This is a genomic window from Thalassotalea sp. Y01 (genome assembly GCF_012932945.1).
In the GTDB taxonomy this organism is placed as follows: Bacteria; Pseudomonadota; Gammaproteobacteria; order Enterobacterales; family Alteromonadaceae; genus Thalassotalea_A.
Genome location: NZ_JABBXG010000008.1, coordinates 104,342 through 123,914 on the forward strand (window position 1 = coordinate 104,342; position 19,573 = coordinate 123,914).

Genomic DNA, 19,573 nt, shown 5'->3' on the forward strand with positions numbered 1-19,573 from the left:
AGGCGACTTAAAGTCGCCTTTTTAATTATTTATTTGCGCAGATTATGCCACGAAGTTTGCGTTAGCAAAATCCCAGTTAGCCAATGCCCAAAACGCTTCCATATAGCTTGGACGAAGGTTACGGTAATCGATATAGTAAGCATGTTCCCACAAATCAACCGTGATTAGTGGAGTTACACCGTCTTCAGTAAGAGGTGTCGCTGCATTTGATGTGTTAACAATCGCTAAAGAACCGTCAGCGTTTTTCACTAACCAAGTCCAGCTTGAACCGAAGTTGTTAACAGCGCTGTCGTTAAACTTAGCTTTGAACTCGTCGAACGAACCGAACTGAGCGTCAATTGCTGCAGCTAATTCATCGCTAGGAGCGCCTGTACCGTTAGGAGTTAGTGAGTTCCAGTAGAAGGTGTGGTTCCAGATTTGTGCTGCGTTGTTAAATACGCCACCTTCAGAACTCTTAACGATCTCTTCCAAAGATTTTTCAGCTAGCTCAGTGCCTTCGATTAAACCGTTTAACTTCACAACGTATGTGTTGTGGTGTTTGCCATAGTGATACTCAAGAGTTTCTTGTGAAATGTGTGGTGCAAGAGCATCCATTGCATATGGTAACGCTGGTAATGAAATAGCCATAGTTTTCTCCGGAAAAATATTTTTTAGGTTAATCAGGATTTTTGTCCCGAATTGGCGGATCATTTTAACGGCTATAACGGGTTTTTCCAGTGACTTTTTAGATCTTTTCGTTGTTTTTTATAGATTATTTTATAAAAGCCAACAAAAAACCTCAAAATGGCAGGCTTTGTTAGCAAATAGCACATCTGACCAATGCCTATAAGCTGCGGAAATTATTGAATAAATTTCAGTCAAAGAGTAAGGTGGACAGGATAATAATAAATAGCCATACGTATTGCCTATGGTGGCGTAGGGTGAATAACAATAATAACGATAAATATTGAGGTGTGTTATGAATACGATGGAAATATTAAATTTCCTTGCTCGCTGGGGTCATGTACTTTTCGGGATAACTTGGATCGGTTTACTTTACTATTTCAACTTTATACAAGGTGGTTATTTTAAAAAAGCCACACCTGAAGCACTAGCGGATGCGAAAAAGAATTTGGCACCGGAAGCATTATGGTGGTTCCGTTGGGGCGCAATGATGACCTTTTTAACCGGTTTGATTTTGCTTATGGGTGTATCAAAGCTGAATGTCATGAATGACTACATCGTTATTGGTGCATTATTAGGTACGTTTATGTTCCTAAATGTTTGGTTAGTGATTTGGCCAAACCAAAAAATTGCTTTAGGTATGGTTGACGGTGACGCACCAAAAGCCGCAGGCAAAGCCTTATTGGCATCACGCACCAACACCTTGTTCTCGGGCCCAATGGTATTCTTTATGTTAGCTAGCCCGCATTTTGCTGGTGGTTACGGCCATGGTTGGGGCTCAACAGGCATGTGGGGTTGTGTTGTATTAATCGCCTTACTTGAAGTCAATGGCTTAGTCGGTAAACAAGGCCCAATGGCATCAGTTCGTGGTGTTATTGTGTCAAGCTTAGTGCTAACTGGCGCGTTCGTCGCAGTTCTTAAACTTGTGTAAACGAATATTGAGTCAATAAAAAAGGCCCGTACGGGCCTTTTTTTGGCGATAATAATTTAGCTAGCCTTTATAGCGAGCCGCATCAATGATCGCCCAAAGATGAAAGATTACGCCAACAAACCATAGAACGACGGTCCCGTATAATACGGCACAAAAAATGAAAAATATAATAGCAGCCATGATCCTGCCTTGAACCAATTGTCCTAAGCCGGGAATAAAAAAACTACATATTGCTGCTAGAACGTTACCACCTGAACCTTGTCCTGCCATCAATTACTCCTTCGTGTTATTGCTAAAATTTAGTATAGTTTAATATAACCCAATATTAACAATGTGTTATAGATGAAATTGTCACAAATTCTTACACGCTATCGAAAACTCGCCCCAGTACTGCGTTTTGGCAAGTATTTTGTTGAACGTTGCCAGCGTGATCAGATTCAAGTGTCGGCTGGTTATTTATCCTACGTCACCCTGATGTCCCTAGTGCCGCTGGTGATGGTGATGTTTTCCATTGTTACTGCGTTTCCTATCTTTGGTGAGTTGCACAAAGATATTGAAAAATTTGTGTTCAGTAACTTTGTCCCTACCGCATCAGAAACAATACAAGATCATATCGATGGCTTTGTTGCTAATGCATCACAAATGTCAGCCACGGCAATCTTCGCATTGTTTGTCTTTGCCATGCTGTTGATTTATGCGGTCGATAAAGCCCTTAATCGGATTTGGCGGATTCATAAACATCGTAAAATAATCACCTCATTTGCGATTTATTGGATGATTCTAACTCTCGGACCGGTATTGATGGGGGTGTCTATTCTTGCTACCAGCTACATCGTTTCATTGGTTTCGTTTGGCGGCCAAGACGTCAACAGTTTGTTGTTACGGGGGTTACCGTTTATTGCATCTTGGGCCGGTTTTATTGTGTTGTACATGTTAGTGCCTAACACGGAAGTAAAATTTAAGTACGCCCTAGCTGGCAGTATGTTCGGCACAATACTGTTTGAAGTGGCGAAGAAAACGTTTGCCGCCTACGTGACCCATTTACCATCATATGAGGCCATTTATGGTGCGTTAGCAACCATCCCTATATTGTTTGTTTGGGTTTATGTAAGCTGGTTGGTGGTGTTTATTGGTGCTGAGTTTACCGTGTGTTTGCAAGAATTAGCGGAAGATAAACCGCAAACAGATGAAAAAATAGACTAAAATTAGCAGCAGTTGCTCTGATGCGGAGATATAGTGCGCCCCCTATACCCAAACATTAAGCCAAATCGAGAAGAATTTATTGAGCTCGGCGAGCATAAACTCTATATCGAAGAAAGTGGTAATGCCAATGGCATTGCCGTCATTTATTTGCACGGTGGTCCGGGCGGCGGCTCTAGCCCTAGTCACAGGCGCTACTTTAACCCTGAAAAGTATCGCATTATTGTTTTTGATCAACGCGGTGCAGGTCAATCGACTCCGCACGCCAGTCTAATAAACAACACCACACAAAACCTTATTGAAGACATGGAAGAGGTCCGAGAGTACCTCGCCATTGATAAGTGGTTAGTGGCCGGTGGCAGTTGGGGAACAACCCTCGCGTTGGCCTATGCCCAAGCGCACCCACAACGGGTGCTTGGTTTTATTTTACGCGGTATTTTTCTAGGTACTGATAGCGAGATTGATTGGCTTTATGGCCCGAATGGCGCAAGCCATATTTTTCCTGAACATTATCAAGACTTTCTTGACCCCATTCGATCAATGCCGGGTAATGATGTCATCAGTAATTATCATAAAGTGCTAAATTCAGATAATGAAATCGCTAAGATTGCTGCCGCTAAAGCGTGGACGTTATGGGAAACGCGAATTTCAGCCTTATACGTTGATCAGCATAGTATTGATAGCCCGGAGGAAACCCATAATGCTATTGCCATGGCGTGTATTGAAAACCATTATTTCGTTAATCAGTGCTTTATGAAACCGCAGCAATTATTGAAAAATATGGCCAGCATTGCGCATTTGCCTGCGTATATTATTCATGGCCGCTATGACATGGTTTGCCAAATTCAGCATGCTTATGTATTGGCACAAAAATGGAATAATGCACGTTTGCAAATCATTCCTAAAGCCGGGCATAGCGGCTTTGAAGAGGGAATAATTGATGCCATTATTCATGCATCTGATATGATGGCAGCCTTCCTAGAAGATAAATAATACGTAACAAAAATATCATGATTGCATTATTACAACGGGTAAACAGTGCCAGTGTTACCATCGACGGTAGAGTCAATGGTAAGATAGATAAAGGCTTGTTGGTTTTATTGGCTGTTGAAAAAGCGGACGACGTGCAAAAAATGCAGCGCCTTGCCAAAAAAGTTGCAGGTTATCGTATGTTTGAAGACCACCAGGGCAAGATGAACCTAGACGTGGGGCAAGTAGGCGGAGATATCCTAGTGGTGTCACAGTTTACATTGGCTGCCGATACCAATAGTGGCAAACGCCCAAGCTTTTCAAATACTGCTTCCCCTGAACTCGGTAACGAGTTATATCTGGCATTTTGCCAAGAATTACGATCTTTTGGATTTCGAGTACCAACCGGCGAGTTTGGTGCGAACATGCAAGTGGCGTTGGTAAACGATGGCCCAGTAACTTTTTCACTTAAGGTTTAAGTTATGGCCTATCGCATTGTTAAGCCCACAACCAAAGCGCAATTTGCCGCTTATCATCAATTGCGTTTTACCTTATTACGTCAGCAATGGGGCCAAGAAAAAGGCTCTGAAATCGATGATTTGGAAGCAAGTTCAGTGCACCGTATGATTGTCGATGAGCAAGATAAGGTTGTCGCGGTTGGTCGTTATCACAAAACCGATTGTTATACCGCGCAAATTCGCTTTATGGCGGTCGATGACAGTTTACAAGGGCAGGGCGTTGGAAAATTGATGTTAACCGCACTAGAGCAGATTGCGGCGCAACAAGGTGTCAAAGTTATTGAGCTCAATGCGCGAGAAAACGCAGTGAAATTTTATCAGGCATGTGATTATCAACTGGGTGACAAATCACATTTACTGTATGGTCAAATTCAGCATTATAAAATGCGTAAAATGTTGCAGCCGAGCACGACCGAATATAGCGATTCACTGACGCAGTTAAAACAGGTTTGGCATCAAACCATTCCGGTATCTAAGCATATGTTAATTCACCCAGCGAGTCTCATTGATGGTGTCTTTAGTGTATGTGCTGACCGCCAAGCTAATATTAATCTACACAACACCATGTTTGCTGGCAGTATATATACCTTGGCGACGTTAACCGGTTGGGGACGAGTGCATTTATTGTTGGAGCAACAAAGTCTTAATGGTGATATTGTTTTAGCCGATGCTGATATACGTTATCACAAACCATTGCATGGTCAGCCATTGGCGCAAACTGTAGATCTTGATGGTGATGTCAGTGTGTTACAACGAGGCAAACGCGCGCGACTTAAGATACATGTTAATGTTCTCGATGGGGATACCATCGCGGCAAGTTTTAGCGGTAAATATGTGGTTCTACCTAAGGCATAAATAGGAATGATTATGGATAAAAAGCTGCCAAAAAGCGTGGCTATTATCGGTGCAGGTTGGTTAGGTAAATCGTTAGCGAAATCATTATTAGCTAAGGGCGTTGATGTCGTGGTCAGTGCCACGTCGTCGCAAAAAGTAGCCAGTTTACAGGCAGAAAACCTGCCGGCGACCATAGTGCGCGCACCGGATTGTCTAAGTGATAGTTTGTTGCAATGTCAGGCTTGGGTTATCTGTATTCCACCGGGATTGCGCCATGGTCGAACCGATTACCCACAACAAATACAGGCATTAGCACAGTTTGCTCAACAGGCCTCGACTAAGCCTAAGCATATTGTGTTAATCAGTTCGACAGCGGTATATAACGGCTTGCAAGGTGAGGTCAATGAAGCCAGCAAGCTTAACTTGAATGGCGATAAAGTAGCGGTATTACACGATGCAGAGAATAAGCTTTTAAATGCCGATATCGAGCATGCTACCGTGCTGAGATTGGCTGGCTTATTTGGTTATGATCGACAACCGGGGCGTTTTTTTAAAGAAGGTCGGCTGATCAGTGAACCTGATTCGGTGGTGAATATGATTCACCGTGATGATGTTATTGCACTGATAGAGTGTTTGTTGCAACAAGCCGACAAGCCAGCCATTGTTAATGGTGTCAGCCCACATCACCCAACTCGTCGCGCTTTCTATAACAAAGCATTTGCCTCGTTAAGCAAAGGTACGGCAGAATTTACAGAACAAAAACTGCCGCAAGGTAAACAGGTGCAAAGCAATTTTACAGCGACATTGGCATTTAACTATAAGGTCAACGATCTACTGGCTTACTTTGACAATCGCGCATCGCTTGAGGTTGAGCATGGCTAGACTGACAACTCGCAAATTAGCGACCTTTGCCGGTATTCTATTTATTCATATCAGCTTATTAAATTTGTTTTTTGTCTCCTATTACGGCGTGGTATTTTTATGGGAGCAAAACTTCAGAATCAGTACCTTACTCTTGCATATTTTCACCGTATTAAGCGCATGTGTTATGCTACTGATAATCAACTATTTTTATAAAATCATTTGGGAAAAAAGAGAAAGTAAATGAAGCAACAATTAGCGAAGACTCTTGTGTTAAGTTCAATGGTTAGCTTATTAGCAGCCTGTTCGGCATCTGATGGCAATTCTTCACAGCAAAGCGATGAGCAAAATAACGACGCTCAGGCGCAAGTGAAAGTAATGCCTACGCAAAGCGATGTTGTGATCCCGTGGGGGATGGTGCAGCTGAGCAATGACGATTTGTTGGTCTCAGAGCGCACAGGCAAACTACGTCTGATCCGAAATGGGGTTATGATTGACGAAGAAATCACCGGTTTACCTAGCATTGTTGCCAATAACCAAGGCGGTTTATTGGATATCGCATTGCACCCTGATTATCAACAAAATGGTTGGATATATTTCACCTTTTCCAGTGATAAAGGCGACGACGAAGGTAGCAATACCGCATTGATTCGTGCCCGCCTAAAAGAGTTTGCACTTGTCGATCTTGAATGGTTGTACAAGGGGGCAGAAAATAGTGAGAAGGGGCATCATTATGGTTCTCGTATCACCTTTGACAAACAAGGTTTTGTTTATTTCTCTATCGGTGATCGTGGCCAACGCGATGCATTGCCTCAAGACATCAGTGTTGATGGTGGTAAAATTTATCGCTTACATGATGACGGTCGTATCCCTGCAGACAACCCATTTGTTAATGTGGAAAACGCTAAGCCAGCCATTTTTTCTTATGGCCATCGCAACCCACAAGGGTTAACGACTCATCCAGTCACCGGGGCTGTCTGGTCACATGAGCATGGTCCTAAAGGCGGTGATGAAATCAATCGAATTGAAGCGGGTAAAAACTATGGCTGGCCAGTGATCAGTTACGGTGTTAATTACAGTGGTACGTCATTTACCGATATCACCGAAAAAGACGGCATGGAACAACCTAAATTGTATTGGGATCCTTCAATTGCACCATCGGGTTTGATTTTTGTGACCTCCGATAAATACCCTGAATGGCAAAATAAAATGCTATTAGGCTCAATGAAGTTTAATCACTTGGTGTTGGTTACATTAGACGGCAACAACGTTGTTGAGCAACAAAAATTATTGGAAGGTATTGGTCGCGTACGCAATGTCTACCAAGGTCGTGACGGTTTTATCTATGTAGGTATCGATGGTCAAGGCATTAAAAAGCTGGTACCAGAGCAAGAATAAGCCAATTAACGCTAAATTTTACTCAGCCCCGCGAATCTAATTTTACGGGGCTTTTTTATGTAGGTATGATCAGCACACCATAATTCAACATCATTGACTATGAAATTCGAACACACATTTACCTTAGACAAGGCACATTACCAAGAATGCTTTGAGCAATCCGATCATTTACGTCAGCAAGGTCCGAAACGTTACATCAAAGCGGTGTTTCTGTTTGCGCTTGGTTTTTTTATCTCTGCAGCGAATATTGAAAAACTCAGTGGCCATTTAGGTTACTTTTTTTACGTTCTTGGATTGGTTGAAATACTTAGTGTGCGTTTTGCCAAAGGTTGGTGGGTAACCCGTCAAATGTTTTCTAAAGCGGCTGGTAATGAGGTGTATTTGACGATAGATCAAGAAGGCATTCACACCAAGTCGGATTTTGTCAATAACTTGCTAACCTGGTCTGATATTTCGGCATCAGAAGTAACAGATAAAGGTTTGATATTGCTGTTGAAAGTTGGTGGTACCAGCTATTTGTCGCGTTCAGTGTTAAGCGAGCAAAGCTATCAGTTTATTGTCGACAAAACGACACCATAGGTTTTCAAAAGAGACAAAAAAAGGCACCCAAACTGGGTGCCAAAAATATAGGAAGGTTGAGACATAACTTGATAAGTTATGGTTACCAGATTAACAAGCTTTTAACCTTAAGTGTGTAACCGAAATGTAATTTAAGATAACAAGTTGTAGTCTCGCCTTAATCCGTTTTGATTCGTTTATTATTTAGCCGTGGTATTTAACCCCATTGTGGTCATCCACTGCTGATAATCAAGCAAGTTCGCCGGCAACACCACTTTGCGATTTTCTTTACCTAAACCTTTCATTTGTTGTAGGTATTGCTCGCTTAATCGCATCTCTAATGCCTTCTTACCACCTTCTTGGTCGATAACTAACGCAACTTTTTTAATCGAGTCTGCGGTTGCATGTGCTAAGGCTAAGATTTCCGAGGCTTTACCTTCTGCGGCATTAATGCGGCGCTGTTTCTCACCTTGCGAGATGTTAATGGTTTCGAGCTTGATACCCTCAGAACGATTGATACGACTTTGTTTCTCACCTTCACTTTTCGCTAATATGGCACGACGCTCTCGCTCGGCGTTAACTTGCATTTCCATTGCATTTCGCACCGTTTGTGGTGGCGCAATGTTCTTGATCTCATAACGGTGAACTCGAATGCCCCATGACTCACCAGCGGCGTCCAGCACTTCAACAACTTTGGCACTGATCAAGTCGCGTTCTTCAAAGGTTCGGTCTAATTCGAGCGTACCAATTACTGAACGAGTGGTTGTTTGCGCAAGTTGCATCGCCGCAAAACGGTAATCGGTAATGCCATAGCTGGCTTTAACCGGGTCCATAACCGAAATGTAGATAACACCATCAACTTCAACGTTTACCTCATCTTTAGAGAAACATTCCTGTGGTGGTACATCAATAGTCTCTTCTTTTAGATCTTGAATGTAAGCAACACGATCGATAAAAGGAAATAATGCATGGAAGCCAGCGTCCAGCGTTTTATGATAATTACCCAACCGTTCGACCACATAAGCCGATTTTGTCGGTACCAGACGAATGGATTGAAACAATTTAACGATGAAGACCAAAAATATCAGCCCCCAAATAACGAACACAGCTAAATCTGTTACTGGTAGCTCCATTGGGTTTTCCATTATTTACCTCCTTTAGCGGTTGCCGTAACCTTGTCCATACCTTCGAAGAAACCTTCTAGTTTGGCAATATCACCGGGCAGAATAGACACATCGGCTTTATCAAGAACTTTACCTGTTTGTTCGATAAATTCTTGCATCAAGCGCATTTTAATGGCGTCTTCACCACATGGTTGATTGGCGGCATCGGCTATCATGCTCATACCTTTTGCAGTCGCGTCAGCAATAATTTCAATTTCTTTTGCTTGACCTTCGGCTTCATTAATTTGTCTTTGCTTATCACCTTCAGATAGATTGATCGCTTCTTGGCGTTCACCTTCTGATAAATTGATAATCGAATCACGTTCCGCATTCGCTAGAGTGATTTCAGCACGTTTTCTACGTTCTGCTTCCATTTGTTTCTCTAGGGTGTGGATCACATTGGCTGAAGGCGTGATATTGCGAACTTCATAGCGTAGCACTTTAATGCCCCATGGATCCGATGCTTTATCAATTTCGCGAACAATGATTTCATTTAGCGCATCACGCTCTGAAAAGGTCTGTCCCAAATTTAGCTTACCAATCTCACTACGCATCGTGGTTTGTGCAAGATTGACGCTCGCCCGTTTGTAATCTTCGATACCATAGCTGGCTTTAGCCCCATCCATGACCTTGATATAGACCAAACCATCGACATCGATTTGAATGTTATCTTTAGAAATACAGCTTTGAGCCGGAATGTCTAAGACTTGTTCGCGGGTTTCGTGACGATAGGCGACCTTGTCAAAAAATGGGATCAAAAAGTGCAGGCCAGGCTGCATTACCGCACGAAATTTACCGAGTCTTTCGACCACACAAACTTCACGCATTTCCACTATCAACACCAACTTAAAGATGATGAATAATATGGCCAATAAGACCAGAGTTAATATAAACACATGACTCTCCTTAGTGAGACCTACTTTTGCTAAGCAAAAATCGAGGCCAGTACAACGTTTATTACTTATGGAAGTGAGGGTAGCGGTGAGGTTTAACGCTCAACCACATATGAGATGTTTTCGCGACAGACAATTTTGGCGGTTTCTCCCGCTTTTATTTCGCTGCCGTCGCCCAAAGCGGACCACTCGGTACCCTGAAATTCGATTCGACCCTTTTTATTGCCCGGGCCTATTGTTGCGATGACACGCACTTGCTTTCCGTATACATCTAATTCTTCATCGGTATTATCGACGCGGCTATCTCCACCAACCATAGATTGGCCTAGGTTGCGAAACAGCAATAGCAGGACGATTGATAAAATAAACCAAAGGGTAAACGCATGCATCCAATTGTCTATAATGCCAAACTGTAATGTCGCTGCTACGACAAGCGCAGAGGTGCCCAAAAATACCACAATTCCGCCAGGAATCACTAATTCTGCAATGACCAGTAAAACACCTATGCAGGCCCAAGCGGTTACATCATTTGCAAACTCCACAACCTACCTCCTTTATTGGAAATTCAACGAGAGAAATTTCCTCTGGTTGTTAACAAAGTGTTAAGTAATATAACAGCTTTTTGCAAAAAATGCGACATATTATGTCAATGTTTGTCGTTTTTCAGATGAGCAAATGAGTCAAGCCCAGAGAAAATAACGGCTGCCGAGATGTTAAACTTATTTGTATATTGTCTAGATGTTGTGGTTAATTACTTGGCGGCCATTTGATATGGGTATGTGTAGGTAAAACCCTGAACTTTTTGTAACAAAGCCATTCAATCGCTGTCAAAAAGGGCAATTATTTACTAGTTTTAAAGAAGATAATAAAAAACATCTAAGAGGTGCAAACAGTGCATGATGACCGAAACAAACTCAATCCACCGAGTGATCATCCTACGCCACCGGTGAACCCTGTGAATAGTGGCTATTATCCGCTAGGATCTGCAGTGTTTTGGATCTTCTCGCTGTATCTACCTACCATCCTTTTGAGCATTGGCTTTGCCGTTTACGCCGATATAAACCCAAATATTATTGACCCGAGAGTGTGGTTTTTCGATGGTGATACCACATCGCTATTCACCATACTTATGGCGTTTGTGACCTTACCTATGTTGTACCTTGGTAGTTTTCGAGAGCCATATCGACAAGCGTTTTTTGCCCTACATAAACCGTTTACTGTCGGTGAATTTCGACCGTACTTTTTGGCGACTTGTTTGTACATTATTGCCAGTGTGGTTATTCATACACTGGTCAATACGCCAACACCGGCATTTATGGTTGATATCCTAAATACCACGGATTATATCTGGTTGAGTTTTTTGGCGATTTGCATTGTCGCACCGATATTTGAAGAGCTGGTGTTTCGAGGTTTTATTTATGCCAAATTGGCGTCCACTCGATTACGACATTCCGGTTCTATACTGGTAACTGCCATACTGTTTACTTTTGTTCATAGCCAATACAGTGGCTTAGTATTGGTCGATTTGTTTATCTTAGCTATGTTATTGTCAATAACGCGCTACAAGACAGGGAATGTTTATTATTGTATCGCCATTCACGCCATTAATAATATGATGTCGATGCTGTTGTTATACACCTCAAATTAACGGCTTTATGAAAACCAAAGGCTCGAGCTAATTGCTCGAGCCTTTGGTTTTCTCTTTGTATATAAAGTTTGTATTTGAAATATCTGTGCCTGAATTATCACCACTGAACCATTCGAGTTATTTTGCTACTAGCCAAAGGCAACACTCGAGCTGCTTGTGCCATTTTCTGACCAGCTAATTTACGCCAAAGCCTCTTATTTGCGCTGGTGTCACAGCTAGGCACGGTTACTTATGCAATGATTTTCTGCTGTATACAAACAACAATAAACCAAGGCCCATCAAAAACAACGTTTCTGGCTCAGGTACTTCCGCTGGTGGGTTAATGGGCGGTTGCACTGGTGGTTGTACGGGAGGCTGCACTGGTGGTTGAACAGGCGGCTGCACTGGTGGTTGTACAGGCGGCTGCACTGGTGGTTGAACAGGCGGCTGCACTGGTGGTTGTACAGGCGGTTGTGTAGGTGGGATAACATCGGTATTGGAAAATAAAAATTGCAGATCGTCGTAATCAAAATCAAACCCGCCAAAGCGGTCTTCAAAACCTACATATGTTTTACCACTTTCATGCATTGCATCAACAAAAGTGTGCAAAATATTATCAGGGTTTAATGACGGATCATTGCCGCTGTAGTATCGGTAATCATTTTTAATTTCAAGAATGTAAAACAGCAGGATATCGCCGGCGTCGAATTCGCCAATGGTGATTAGGTCACCAACTTCATTTACTTTATTGTTGAATAAAAACAAGTCATCGCCATCTTCAACGTAGAGAAACAACAGGTTGGTTAGCGATGCCGTATGGCTTAATACTTCAAGTACGACCTCACCATCTTCTTCAACAACGATTTCGCCACCTAAAATTAAGGTCGAGTGTGCCTGTTGAGTTATAAACAGGGAACTCAAAATAAAGAGAAAATTGCGTATCCACCTTTTCATGTTTCGTCCTTTGTCGGCCTTAAAGTCTTTCTTGAAGCCATGTATAGCTTGGTTTTAAAGAAGCAAACTATATGCCATTACCGTTGCAAGATTTATACCGCTAAATATCATTATGATTTTGCTACTCTTTTTATTGGCGTGTTTTTGAGGTGTAAAAATATCTGACAGAAGAGCGAATAAATGAGCGATTTTAATCTGTTTTTTTCGCCTTAAAGCCTTTTAAATAGGGCTTTTCGGTGGTTGTGTGTACAATTTTTAATACCCTTTATTGTCGAATTTCAGTATAATCCGCGCCGATTTACTTTTATCCCTATCATTTGAGGTCAAGATGCAAGACGCTATCAGCAAAAAACAGGATTTCAATTTTATTAAATTGGAAAAACGTATACGCCGCGAGGTGGGTAAAGCCATAGCTGACTTTAATATGATAGAAGATGGCGACAAGATTATGGTCTGTTTATCCGGTGGTAAAGACAGTTATACCATGCTTGATTTGTTGTTACATATGCAGCGTGTGGCGCCAATTTCGTTTGACATTGTTGCCGTTAACCTTGATCAAAAGCAACCTGGCTTTCCAGAGCATGTATTACCAAAGTATTTGTCATCAATCAATGTTGAGCACATGATTGTTAACGAAGATACCTACTCCATCGTCAAAGATAAGATCCCCGAAGGCAAAACCACCTGTTCATTATGCTCGCGTTTACGTCGCGGTATTCTTTATAAAACGGCGAAAAAAATTGGTGCAACAAAAATTGCCTTAGGGCACCATCGTGACGATATATTAGAAACACTATTATTGAATATGTTTTATGGTGGTAAGTTAAAGAGTATGCCACCTAAATTGGTTACGGATAATGGTGAACATATCGTCATTCGACCTTTGGCCTATTGCCGCGAAAAAGATATTATTCGCTACGCCGATGAAAAAAATTACCCAATCATTCCCTGCAACCTCTGTGGCTCACAAGAAAATTTGCAGCGTAAAATTATCAAAGAAATGCTTAATGGATGGGATAAACAATACCCTGGACGTATTGAAACCATGTTTAAAGCAGTCACCGATGTTGTACCTTCACATTTAGCCGATACCAAGCTATATGACTTTGCTGGATTGCAAGCGACAGGAGCGCCATTTGCTGACGGCGATATTGGTTTTGACAGCCCTGATATTCCCAAGCAGCCACTAATTGTTGATGAAGATGATAAACAGCAGCAAATGAATCAGCTGAACATTGTTAATCTAAGCTAATCATTGCTGACAATTGAAACTCTCTGAAACAGCGCTTTTTAAGCGCTGTTTTTTTTGCTTTAATAAAGTAAATTCTCAACAAGACGATGCCCATGCGCCATTTCAAAAAACACCTGATGCTTGCTTGTAGCTTTTGCTTGTCATCATTGAGCTATGCTCAATCACCGACTTATATCAGTTATGAAGAGGCTAAGATAGCTCAAGCTGTAAAAGAGTTGCCGTTAGTCGCGGATAAATACCAGCGTCAAGTAGCTCGATTTAGCGCCGAATTAACCTCGTTGAAAGATGCCAGTAAGGTAACCAGTTTGGTCATAGAGCACGCCAGTAAGCTATGGTATATCGCCCGTAACGATGTGCAACGAGAGCAAAGCTTTGATGGCAGAAGTTTGTATTGGGGGCGATTGCAATTGAGCAAGGCCTTAAAAGTATCGGCATTGTTTCATCAGCTGACCCCAGTTCAACAACAACAACTTTTGTGGCAACTTGAACTCGCGAGCCGTGGTAATGAGGACATCGATTTTCAACAAAATACCGACAAGAAAATTGTCATCACCGGCTTCGACCCGTTTTTCTTACATCGCAATATTGGCCAAGCGAATCCATCAGGGATTGCTGCGTTAAGTCTTGATGGCATGATAATCGAACACCAAGGTCAAACCGCCGAAATTCAAGCATTAATGATCCCGGTACGTTTTACTGATTTTGATCAGGGCATGATTGAAACCATGTTAACGCAACATTTTAAAAATCCTGATGTCGATATGATCGTAACCATCTCTATGGGGCGAGAACACTTTGATTTAGAACGCTTTCCTGGGTTAAGGCGCAGTGCGGTGGCACCGGGCAATCGAGGATTCTATACCGGTGCTAACAGTAAAGCTCCTTTAAAACCTTTATTACACGATGAGCCTTTACAAGGCCCTGAATTTGTTGAATTCAGCTTACCTGTTAAGGCGATGCAGCAGGCGCAAGGAGCTTATCAAGTGATTGATAATGGTAAGGTAGAAACCTTAGAAAAGGGTAAGTTTTCCGCAAAGACCTTGGCTGAGCTAGCGCAACAAACATCGGTCAATGGCTCTGGTGGCGGTTACTTGTCGAACGAAATATCGTATCGCAGTATTTTGTTGCGCGACAAATATCGACGCGACTTTCCGGTAGGGCACATTCATACACCGCGAATTTCCAGCTATGAACAACCGCAAGTGAAAGCCATTGTCGAGCAAATCAAAGCAATGCTGCAGTACAGCATTAGCGAAATTTAATCAGTCACAAGCATTTTACAAACGCCATTCATTCGTTATATTAGAATGAATGGCGCTTATATTTGAAATTTTAATCTTTCTAGTCGAACGCCATACTGTCCTTAATGAACAACACATCGTTAGGAAATATTATGGGCTTATTGGTTGATGGTGTCTGGCACGACACCTGGTATGAAACAAAAGAAAATAAAGGTGAATTTAAGCGTGAAGCGGCACAGTTGCGAAACTGGATAACCGTGGATGGCAAATCAGGCACCACCGGCGATAGCGGATTTAAAGCTGAAAAAGGGCGCTATCATTTGTACGTTTCTTTAGCTTGTCCTTGGGCGCATCGCACTCTTATCTTCCGTCAACTAAAAGGCTTGCAGGATTATATTGATGTCTCGGTTGTTAGCCCCGACATGCTTGATAACGGTTGGTCATTTGATACATCGACAGGCTCTAGCGGTGATGCGTTATATCAGCTTGATTTTATGCATCAGCTTTATACAAAAAGCAAAACCAATTATTCGGGGCGTGTCACCGTTCCGGTGTTGTGGGATAAACACAGCCAGCGTATCGTTTCCAATGAGTCATCGGAAATTATTCGCATGTTTAATAGTGCCTTTAATCATTTAACGGGTAACAAAGACGATTATTATCCTCAGCCGTTACGCGACGAAATCGATGAAATAAACGATTTTGTCTACGATGCGATTAACAATGGTGTGTACCGCGCTGGGTTTGCCACAAGCCAACAGGCGTATCAACAAGCCTATGATAAATTATTTGCTGCATTAGATGTGATTGAGCAGCGATTAGCTAAGCAACGCTATTTAGTTGGCGACACATTAACCGAAGCTGATTGGCGTTTATTTACCACATTAATTCGTTTTGATAGTGTCTATGTAGGCCATTTCAAATGCAATAAACAAACCATTGAAGAGTATGACAATATCAGTAATTATCTGCGTGAGTTATACCAATTTAGCAGTGTCAGTGAAACCGTCGATTTCTATCATATTAAACGACATTATTACTTCTCTCACACCATGATAAATCCGACGCAAGTGGTGCCAGCAGGCCCTGAAATTGATTACTTAGCGACGCATAACCGCTAATAAGTAGCGCTTAATAGAATGACAAATGAGTATAAAATGGATCAATTACTACGAATTACATTAGAGCAATGGCGCATGTTTCGCGCCGTGGTGAAACATGGCGGATTTAATCAAGCTGCAGCACATATACACAAAAGTCAGTCGAGTATTCACAGTGCGGTAAGTAAAATCGAAGATTCATTGAGTCTTAAATTATTTGTTGTAGAAGGCCGTAAAACGGTGTTAACCCCGGCCGGCGAAAAACTGTTGCAACGAGCCGATTATTTGCTGCAAGAAGCGGCCAAATTGGAGGCTGTAGGTATGACTTTAGCGCAAGGCGAAGAAACCACCTTGCGTGTTGCGGTAGAGGAAATCTTCCCTGCGGCGGTATTATATCAAGTTTTAGAGAACGTATCGGCTCAATTTCCACAGCTTAATATTGAAGTGAGGGAGTCGATTCTTGGCGGGGCACGAGAATTACTCGAGAATGACGAGGTCGATTTAGCGATTTCACCGTTTAGTATTGATGGTGGCTTTAGTGAGCAAATCACTCGCATTGTTTTTCAAATTGTCGCCAATCCTAATCATGCCTTGCATCAAGTCAGCAGACCGCTAACGATTGAAGATCTAAAGGCCCACCGACAAATCGTGGTTCGCGATTCAGCGCTTAACACCAACACTGACGCCGGTTGGCTAGGTGCAGAGCAGCGTTGGACCGTTAGCCATATGCGCACCTCAATTGACATCATAAAAAGTGGTTTAGGTTATGCGTGGCTTCCCCATAGCTCCATTGCTAATGAGTTGAAATCAGGCGAATTAAAGCCATTGAATATGAGCTTTGAAAATCATCGTGAAGCGCCTTTGTATGTCATATTTAAAGATGGCGATCGCTTAGGGCCAGCAACCAAAAGCTTTTTAGGCGAGCTACGATACCTATGTGAGGATGAGCAATAATCCTAACCTGACCCGGTAAAACGCTCTCCAAATCCAGTTTTATAACCCATACCTTCACCTAGGTTAACAGCGTCTTTGTCTAAGGCGCTGCTCAATCTGCAGCGCAAATCCCCCCCTTTTTACTGAAAACATTTGCAAACTCCACCCTTGTATATACAAGGTTTTTGTGACAGACTACGGCCTCTAAGATTGTATATACAAGTAATTGTGATGAATGAATCCATGCCAAAATTTGTTGTCATCAAACAACACATTTTTAATAACATTGAGCTAGGTCTGTGGCCTGAAAATCATAAAGTTCCTTCAGAAAATGAGTTGTCAGAGCAATTTAATGTCAGTCGCATGACGGCACGCCGCGCCTTGCAAGAACTTACCGATGAGAATGTCTTATTCCGTACTAAAGGCATCGGCACCTTTGTTGCCAGCTTTAAATCGCAATCTTCTTTGTTAGAAATTAAAAATATCGCCGATGAAATTCGTGAACGTGGCCACAGTTACAAGGCGAAAACGATTCAAATAAAACAGACATCTTTGCCACAGGCATTAGCACCATTATTTGGGCTTAAGCAGGGCACAAAGATTTTTTATAGTGAGATTTTGCATCTTGAAAATGATCAGCCGATTCAACTAGAGCAGCGTTATATCAATTCGTTAGTCGCACCGGATTATTTAGATCAAGATTTTAGTGAGCTCACGCCACACGAATACTTGTCAAATGTTGCACCGTTAACCGAAGCAACTCACGAAATAGAAGCTATTATTGCTTCAAAGCAAATTAATCAGTTGTTGGCGATTACTAGCCAGCAACCTTGTTTACAGGTAAAACGCCGAACCTGGTCATCTCAGGGTGTAGTAAGTTTTGCCATATTGACCGCTCCAGGTGATAAATATCGCCTCGGTGGGCATTTAACATTTTAAGAATATGTAGGAGAATACTGTGACGTTTAAATATGGTGTTGATCGTTTAGATCTAGATACTGTGAACGGCATAGCCGATGGGCGTATTAAAGCCGAGCTTAGCCAAGAAGCGTTGGATAAAATTAACCAAAGCCGACGAAATGTTGAGGTTATGGCAAGTTCTAACGAAGCTGTTTACGGTATCAATACCGGTTTTGGCCCTTTATGTGATACGCAAATTTCACCTGAAGAAACCCATTTACTGCAAAAGAATTTATTGATCACCCATGCCGTTGGCGTAGGTGAACCAATTGCCAAAGACATTTCAAAGCTTATGTTGATCACCAAAGTCCATGCCTTAAGTCAGGGGTTTTCTGGTATCCGTTTAGAGGTTGTTGAGCGCATGCTGACCTTTATTGAGCTTGATTTAATACCGGTTGTACCAGAGCAAGGCTCTGTTGGTGCGTCAGGTGATTTGGCACCATTGTCGCACTTGTTTTTGCCTCTATTAGGCGAAGGTGAGTTTTGGCAAGATGGCAAAGTCGTAGCGGCCTCGCAATTGTTGCAAGAGCACGGCTTAGAGCCAATAGAATTGCATGCTAAAGAAGGTTTGGCATTGATTAACGGTACGCAATTTATCTTATCCCATGCGATTACCGCGTTAACCAAAATGGGGTACTTGTTAAATCTTGCTGATTTAGCCGGAGCAATGAGTATCGAAGGTATGCAAGGTAGCGAATCGCCATTTAGAGATGAGTTACACCAAACCCGTGCCTTTAAAGGTAACTTAGAAGTTGCAGCGCGTATGCGTGGTTTCTTTAAAGACTCGCAAAATATGGCTGATCATGAAGAATGTGATCGTGTTCAAGATCCTTATTCATTGCGCTGTATCCCACAAGTTCACGGTGCCTCGCGTAACGCTTATTACCACTTAAAAGAGTTATCAGAAATCGAAATGAACTCAGTGACCGATAACCCAATTGTTATCAGCAGTGAGGAAGCCATTTCAGGTGGTAGCTTCCACGGCCAACCATTGGCTATGGTATTAGACTATGCGTCGATTGCGGCGGCTGAATTGGGTAATATTTCTGACCGACGTTGTTACTTATTGTTGGAAGGCCTACACGGTTTGCCACGTTTATTAACCACCTCTGGTGGTTTAAACTCAGGAATGATGATTCCGCAATACGCAACGGCAGCGTTAGTAACGGAAAACAAATCATTGTGTTTCCCGCCATCGGCAGACAGTGTGCCAACGTCTATGGGTCAAGAAGACCACGTTTCTATGGGCAGCATTTCAGGTCGAAAACTAAACCAAATTCTAGGCAATTTGGATAAGATTTTTGCTATCGAGTTAATGTATGCGGCACAAGCGATAGAATTTAGACGACCAAATCGTTGTTCTGATTTGATTGAAGAAAACTTTGCTTTGATCAGAAGTAAAGTGGCCAAGCTTGAAGAAGATAGACTATTGAAGCCAGACATCGATGCGATGATTGAGCTGGTTAAATCACAAGTATTTAACGTTAGCGTTGAACACTAAACAGGGGGCTTAGAATA

General features: G+C 42.2%; 22 protein-coding genes. 16 read left to right on the forward strand and 6 right to left on the reverse strand.

Annotation, left to right across the window (positions count from 1 at the left end):
* Positions 1-42: 42 nt before the first annotated feature.
* Positions 43-627 carry a Fe-Mn family superoxide dismutase gene (locus HII16_RS12630; RefSeq protein WP_169130596.1) on the reverse strand — a complete coding sequence of 195 codons (585 nt, stop codon included), beginning with the start codon at positions 625-627 and terminating at the stop codon, positions 43-45.
* Between the two features lie 340 nt (positions 628-967).
* Here HII16_RS12630 and HII16_RS12635 point away from each other — a divergent pair, with 340 nt between their 5' ends.
* Complete coding sequence (locus HII16_RS12635; RefSeq protein ID WP_169130598.1) at positions 968-1,594, forward strand: urate hydroxylase PuuD; 627 nt, start codon at positions 968-970, stop codon at positions 1,592-1,594.
* Positions 1,595-1,654: 60 nt separating this feature from the next.
* Here the strand turns inward: HII16_RS12635 and HII16_RS12640 are convergent, their stop codons facing one another.
* Positions 1,655-1,864, reverse strand: coding sequence for a hypothetical protein (locus HII16_RS12640; RefSeq protein ID WP_135438148.1), 210 nt, complete (start codon positions 1,862-1,864; stop codon positions 1,655-1,657).
* Between the two features lie 72 nt (positions 1,865-1,936).
* Here HII16_RS12640 and HII16_RS12645 point away from each other — a divergent pair, with 72 nt between their 5' ends.
* From HII16_RS12645 to HII16_RS12680, 8 genes are all read left to right on the forward strand, one after another.
* Positions 1,937-2,797, forward strand: a complete 861-nt coding sequence (locus tag HII16_RS12645; RefSeq protein WP_169130600.1) for a virulence factor BrkB family protein — start codon at positions 1,937-1,939, stop codon at positions 2,795-2,797.
* Between the two features lie 33 nt (positions 2,798-2,830).
* Positions 2,831-3,787 carry a prolyl aminopeptidase gene (pip, locus tag HII16_RS12650; RefSeq protein WP_169130602.1) on the forward strand — a complete coding sequence of 319 codons (957 nt, stop codon included), beginning with the start codon at positions 2,831-2,833 and terminating at the stop codon, positions 3,785-3,787.
* Positions 3,788-3,804: 17 nt separating this feature from the next.
* On the forward strand, positions 3,805-4,242 hold the full coding sequence (dtd, locus tag HII16_RS12655) for a D-aminoacyl-tRNA deacylase (protein ID WP_169130603.1): 438 nt from the start codon (positions 3,805-3,807) through the stop codon (positions 4,240-4,242).
* Between the two features lie 3 nt (positions 4,243-4,245).
* Positions 4,246-5,136, forward strand: coding sequence for a bifunctional GNAT family N-acetyltransferase/hotdog fold thioesterase (locus tag HII16_RS12660; RefSeq protein ID WP_169130605.1), 891 nt, complete (start codon positions 4,246-4,248; stop codon positions 5,134-5,136).
* A gap of 12 nt (positions 5,137-5,148) precedes the next feature.
* The gene (locus tag HII16_RS12665) at positions 5,149-5,997 is read left to right on the forward strand and encodes an NAD(P)H-binding protein (RefSeq protein WP_169130607.1); all 849 of its coding nucleotides are present in this window, start codon (positions 5,149-5,151) and stop codon (positions 5,995-5,997) included.
* The gene (locus HII16_RS12670; protein ID WP_169130609.1) at positions 5,990-6,223 is read left to right on the forward strand and encodes a hypothetical protein; all 234 of its coding nucleotides are present in this window, start codon (positions 5,990-5,992) and stop codon (positions 6,221-6,223) included. Before HII16_RS12665 ends, HII16_RS12670 begins: the two co-directional genes overlap by 8 nt.
* Positions 6,220-7,374: a PQQ-dependent sugar dehydrogenase gene (locus HII16_RS12675; protein ID WP_169130611.1), complete on the forward strand. Its 1,155-nt coding sequence runs from the start codon at positions 6,220-6,222 to the stop codon at positions 7,372-7,374. The genes HII16_RS12670 and HII16_RS12675 overlap by 4 nt, the downstream gene beginning before the upstream one ends.
* Positions 7,375-7,473: 99 nt before the next feature.
* Positions 7,474-7,953, forward strand: a complete 480-nt coding sequence (locus tag HII16_RS12680; RefSeq protein ID WP_169130613.1) for a YcxB family protein — start codon at positions 7,474-7,476, stop codon at positions 7,951-7,953.
* Positions 7,954-8,132: 179 nt separating this feature from the next.
* On the opposite strand, the gene HII16_RS12685 is transcribed toward HII16_RS12680, so the two are convergent.
* The 3 genes from HII16_RS12685 to HII16_RS12695 form a co-directional block, all read right to left on the reverse strand.
* On the reverse strand, positions 8,133-9,065 hold the full coding sequence (locus HII16_RS12685; RefSeq protein WP_169130713.1) for a slipin family protein: 933 nt from the start codon (positions 9,063-9,065) through the stop codon (positions 8,133-8,135).
* 11 nt (positions 9,066-9,076) lie between these two features.
* Complete coding sequence (locus tag HII16_RS12690) at positions 9,077-9,991, reverse strand: slipin family protein (protein WP_169130615.1); 915 nt, start codon at positions 9,989-9,991, stop codon at positions 9,077-9,079.
* Positions 9,992-10,083: 92 nt separating this feature from the next.
* On the reverse strand, positions 10,084-10,530 hold the full coding sequence (locus HII16_RS12695) for an NfeD family protein (protein WP_169130617.1): 447 nt from the start codon (positions 10,528-10,530) through the stop codon (positions 10,084-10,086).
* 350 nt (positions 10,531-10,880) lie between these two features.
* On the opposite strand from HII16_RS12695, the gene HII16_RS17150 reads away from it, so the two are divergent.
* On the forward strand, positions 10,881-11,636 hold the full coding sequence (locus tag HII16_RS17150) for a type II CAAX endopeptidase family protein (protein WP_169130619.1): 756 nt from the start codon (positions 10,881-10,883) through the stop codon (positions 11,634-11,636).
* A gap of 225 nt (positions 11,637-11,861) precedes the next feature.
* Here the strand turns inward: HII16_RS17150 and HII16_RS16780 are convergent, their stop codons facing one another.
* Positions 11,862-12,569: a DUF4114 domain-containing protein gene (locus HII16_RS16780; protein ID WP_189637860.1), complete on the reverse strand. Its 708-nt coding sequence runs from the start codon at positions 12,567-12,569 to the stop codon at positions 11,862-11,864.
* Between the two features lie 328 nt (positions 12,570-12,897).
* Here HII16_RS16780 and ttcA point away from each other — a divergent pair, with 328 nt between their 5' ends.
* The 6 genes from ttcA (at position 12,898) to hutH (ending at position 19,556) form a co-directional block, all read left to right on the forward strand.
* The gene (gene ttcA, locus HII16_RS12710; protein ID WP_169130621.1) at positions 12,898-13,821 is read left to right on the forward strand and encodes a tRNA 2-thiocytidine(32) synthetase TtcA; all 924 of its coding nucleotides are present in this window, start codon (positions 12,898-12,900) and stop codon (positions 13,819-13,821) included.
* A 92-nt stretch (positions 13,822-13,913) separates the two neighbouring features.
* Positions 13,914-15,083 carry a hypothetical protein gene (locus HII16_RS12715; RefSeq protein WP_248289620.1) on the forward strand — a complete coding sequence of 390 codons (1,170 nt, stop codon included), beginning with the start codon at positions 13,914-13,916 and terminating at the stop codon, positions 15,081-15,083.
* A gap of 131 nt (positions 15,084-15,214) precedes the next feature.
* Positions 15,215-16,183, forward strand: a complete 969-nt coding sequence (locus HII16_RS12720; RefSeq protein ID WP_169130623.1) for a glutathione S-transferase family protein — start codon at positions 15,215-15,217, stop codon at positions 16,181-16,183.
* A gap of 36 nt (positions 16,184-16,219) precedes the next feature.
* A complete protein-coding gene (locus tag HII16_RS12725; RefSeq protein ID WP_248289621.1) occupies positions 16,220-17,116 on the forward strand; it encodes a LysR family transcriptional regulator in 897 nt (298 codons plus the stop codon).
* A 210-nt stretch (positions 17,117-17,326) separates the two neighbouring features.
* Positions 17,327-18,034 (forward strand): histidine utilization repressor, encoded by a 708-nt coding sequence (gene hutC / locus HII16_RS12730; RefSeq protein ID WP_248289622.1) that lies wholly within the window; start codon positions 17,327-17,329, stop codon positions 18,032-18,034.
* Between the two features lie 19 nt (positions 18,035-18,053).
* Positions 18,054-19,556, forward strand: coding sequence for a histidine ammonia-lyase (gene hutH, locus HII16_RS12735; RefSeq protein ID WP_169130625.1), 1,503 nt, complete (start codon positions 18,054-18,056; stop codon positions 19,554-19,556).
* Positions 19,557-19,573 lie beyond the last annotated feature (17 nt).

Bases quoted from the DNA above. Each gene is read 5' to 3' on its own strand.
- HII16_RS12630 (WP_169130596.1), bottom strand. From the start codon at position 627: ATGGCTATTTCATTACCAGCGTTACCATATGCAATGGATGCTCTTGCA.
- HII16_RS12635 (WP_169130598.1), top strand. From the start codon at position 968: ATGGAAATATTAAATTTCCTTGCTCGCTGGGGTCATGTACTTTTCGGG.
- HII16_RS12640 (WP_135438148.1), bottom strand. From the start codon at position 1,864: ATGGCAGGACAAGGTTCAGGTGGTAACGTTCTAGCAGCAATATGTAGT.
- HII16_RS12645 (WP_169130600.1), top strand. From the start codon at position 1,937: ATGAAATTGTCACAAATTCTTACACGCTATCGAAAACTCGCCCCAGTA.
- dtd (WP_169130603.1), top strand. From the start codon at position 3,805: ATGATTGCATTATTACAACGGGTAAACAGTGCCAGTGTTACCATCGAC.
- HII16_RS12660 (WP_169130605.1), top strand. From the start codon at position 4,246: ATGGCCTATCGCATTGTTAAGCCCACAACCAAAGCGCAATTTGCCGCT.
- HII16_RS12665 (WP_169130607.1), top strand. From the start codon at position 5,149: ATGGATAAAAAGCTGCCAAAAAGCGTGGCTATTATCGGTGCAGGTTGG.
- HII16_RS12670 (WP_169130609.1), top strand. From the start codon at position 5,990: ATGGCTAGACTGACAACTCGCAAATTAGCGACCTTTGCCGGTATTCTA.
- HII16_RS12675 (WP_169130611.1), top strand. From the start codon at position 6,220: ATGAAGCAACAATTAGCGAAGACTCTTGTGTTAAGTTCAATGGTTAGC.
- HII16_RS12680 (WP_169130613.1), top strand. From the start codon at position 7,474: ATGAAATTCGAACACACATTTACCTTAGACAAGGCACATTACCAAGAA.
- HII16_RS12685 (WP_169130713.1), bottom strand. From the start codon at position 9,065: ATGGAGCTACCAGTAACAGATTTAGCTGTGTTCGTTATTTGGGGGCTG.
- HII16_RS16780 (WP_189637860.1), bottom strand. From the start codon at position 12,569: ATGAAAAGGTGGATACGCAATTTTCTCTTTATTTTGAGTTCCCTGTTT.
- ttcA (WP_169130621.1), top strand. From the start codon at position 12,898: ATGCAAGACGCTATCAGCAAAAAACAGGATTTCAATTTTATTAAATTG.
- HII16_RS12715 (WP_248289620.1), top strand. From the start codon at position 13,914: ATGCGCCATTTCAAAAAACACCTGATGCTTGCTTGTAGCTTTTGCTTG.
- HII16_RS12720 (WP_169130623.1), top strand. From the start codon at position 15,215: ATGGGCTTATTGGTTGATGGTGTCTGGCACGACACCTGGTATGAAACA.
- HII16_RS12725 (WP_248289621.1), top strand. From the start codon at position 16,220: ATGGATCAATTACTACGAATTACATTAGAGCAATGGCGCATGTTTCGC.
- hutC (WP_248289622.1), top strand. From the start codon at position 17,327: ATGAATGAATCCATGCCAAAATTTGTTGTCATCAAACAACACATTTTT.